The sequence below is a fragment of the Nonomuraea sp. NPDC047529 genome (assembly GCF_040642995.1).
Classification (GTDB): Bacteria; Actinomycetota; Actinomycetes; order Streptosporangiales; family Streptosporangiaceae; genus Nonomuraea.
In genome coordinates, this window is the sequence record NZ_JBEYTJ010000101.1 from 1 (window position 1) to 2,675 (window position 2,675).

Below are 2,675 nucleotides of genomic sequence, written 5' to 3' on the forward strand. Positions count from 1 at the left end.
TTGAGGGGATCCCAAGTAGCACGGGGCCCGAGAAATCCTGTGTGAATCTGCCAGGACCACCTGGTAAGCCTAAATACTCCCTGATGACCGATAGTGCACGAGTACCGTGAGGGAAAGGTGAAAAGTGCCCCGGTGAGGGGTCGTGAAATAGTACCTGAAACCGTGTGCCTACAAGCCGTAGGAGCGTACAAGGATTTCGGTCCTTGTGTGATGTGACTGCGTGCCTTTTGAAGAATGAGCCTGCGAGTTATGGTGTGTGGCGAGGTTAACCCGTGTGGGGTAGCCGTAGCGAAAGCGAGTCTGAATAGGGCGTTTGAGTCGCATGCTGTAGACCCGAAGCGGAGTGATCTACGCATGGGCAGGTTGAAGCTCAGGTAAGACTGGGTGGAGGACCGAACCCACCAGGGTTGAAAACCTGGGGGATGACCTGTGTGTAGGGGTGAAAGGCCAATCAAACTCCGTGATAGCTGGTTCTCCCCGAAATGCATTTAGGTGCAGCGTCACGTGTTTCTTACCGGAGGTAGAGCTACTGGATGGCCGATGGGCCCGACAAGGTTACTGACGTCAGCCAAACTCCGAATGCCGGTAAGTGAGAGCGTGGCAGTGAGACTGCGGGCGATAAGGTTCGTAGTCGAGAGGGAAACAGCCCAGATCACCGACTAAGGCCCCTAAGCGTGTGCTAAGTGGGAAAGGATGTGGAGTCGCAGAGACAACCAGGAGGTTGGCTTAGAAGCAGCCACCCTTGAAAGAGTGCGTAATAGCTCACTGGTCAAGTGATTCTGCGCCGACAATGTAGCGGGGCTCAAGCACACCGCCGAAGTCGTGGCATTCAGTCCTATGCGGGCTGGATGGGTAGGGGAGCGTCGTGCAGCCGGCGAAGCAGCAGAGTGATCTAGTTGTGGAGGCTGTGCGAGTGAGAATGCAGGCATGAGTAGCGAATCGAGGGTGAGAAACCCTCGCGCCGGATGACCAAGGGTTCCTGGGGCAGGCTAATCCGCCCAGGGTAAGTCGGGACCTAAGGCGAGGCCGACAGGCGTAGTCGATGGACAACGGGTTGATATTCCCGTACCCGCTTTAACGCGCCCATATCGAACCTCGTGATGCTAAGAGTCCTTAGCTCGCCTAAAGCCTTCGGGCTTGGGGTCAGAGTGAACGCTCGATCCGATCGGGTAGTAGGTAAGCGATGGGGTGACGCAGGAAGGTAGTCCAGCCCAGGCGATGGTTGTTCCTGGGGTAAGCATGTAGGGAGTGAGGTAGGCAAATCCGCCTCGCATATATCCTGAGATGTGATGCCGAGCCGATTGTGGTGAAGTGGATGATCCTATGCTGCCGAGAAAAGCCTCTAGCGAGTGTTGTGGCGGCCCGTACCCTAAACCGACTCAGGTGGTCAGGTAGAGAATACTAAGGCGATCGGGTGAACTGTGGTTAAGGAACTCGGCAAATTGCCCCCGTAACTTCGGGAGAAGGGGGACCTCTGCTGGTGATGAGTCTTGCACTCGGAGCTGGTGGGGGTCGCAGTGGCCAGGGGGAAGCGACTGTTTACTAAAAACACAGGTCCGTGCGAAGTCGTAAGACGATGTATACGGACTGACGCCTGCCCGGTGCCGGAACGTTAAGGGGACCGCTTAGTTGTGGTGACACAGCGAAGGTGAGAACTTAAGCGCCGGTAAACGGCGGTGGTAACTATAACCATCCTAAGGTAGCGAAATTCCTTGTCGGGTAAGTTCCGACCTGCACGAATGGCGTAACGACTTCCCCGCTGTCTCAACCGCAGACCCGGCGAAATTGCACTACGAGTAAAGATGCTCGTTACGCGCAGCAGGACGGAAAGACCCCGGGACCTTCACTACAGCTTGACATTGGCGTTTGGAACGTCTTGTGTAGGATAGGTGGGAGACTGGGAAGCTCGGACGCTAGTTCGGGTGGAGTCATTGGTGAAATACCACTCTGGTCGTTTTGAACGTCTAACTCTGGTCCGTGATCCGGATCGGGGACAGTGTCTGGTGGGTAGTTTAACTGGGGCGGTTGCCTCCTAAAAGGTAACGGAGGCGCCCAAAGGTTCCCTCAGCCTGGTTGGCAATCAGGTGTTGAGTGTAAGTGCACAAGGGAGCTTGACTGTGAGACTGACGGGTCGAGCAGGAGCGAAAGCTGGGACTAGTGATCCGGCATCGGCATGTGGAAGCGGTGTCGCTCAACGGCTAAAAGGTACCCCGGGGATAACAGGCTGATCTTCCCCAAGAGTCCATATCGACGGGATGGTTTGGCACCTCGATGTCGGCTCGTCGCATCCTGGGGCTGGAGTAGGTCCCAAGGGTTGGGCTGTTCGCCCATTAAAGCGGTACGCGAGCTGGGTTTAGAACGTCGCGAGACAGTTCGGTCCCTATCCGCTGCGCGCGCAGGAGACTTGAAAGGAGCTGTCCCTAGTACGAGAGGACCGGGACGGACGAACCTCTGGTGTGCCAGTTGTACCGCCAGGTGCACGGCTGGTTGGCTACGTTCGGAAGGGATAACCGCTGAAAGCATCTAAGCGGGAAGCTCGCCTTGAGATGAGGTCTCCCACCACGTGAGTGGGTAAGGCTCCCGGTAGACGACCGGGTTGATAGGCCGGAGGTGGAAGCACAGTAATGTGTGGAGCTGACCGGTACTAATAGGCCGAGGACTTGACCTCAAAGCAT

Annotated in this window: 1 rRNA gene; it reads left to right on the top strand. The window is 56.4% G+C overall.

Features of this window, described 5'->3' with window-relative positions:
- Positions 1–2,668, top strand: a 23S ribosomal RNA gene (locus tag ABZ815_RS52675); the annotation flags it as partial.
- Positions 2,669–2,675: the final 7 nt, after the last annotated feature.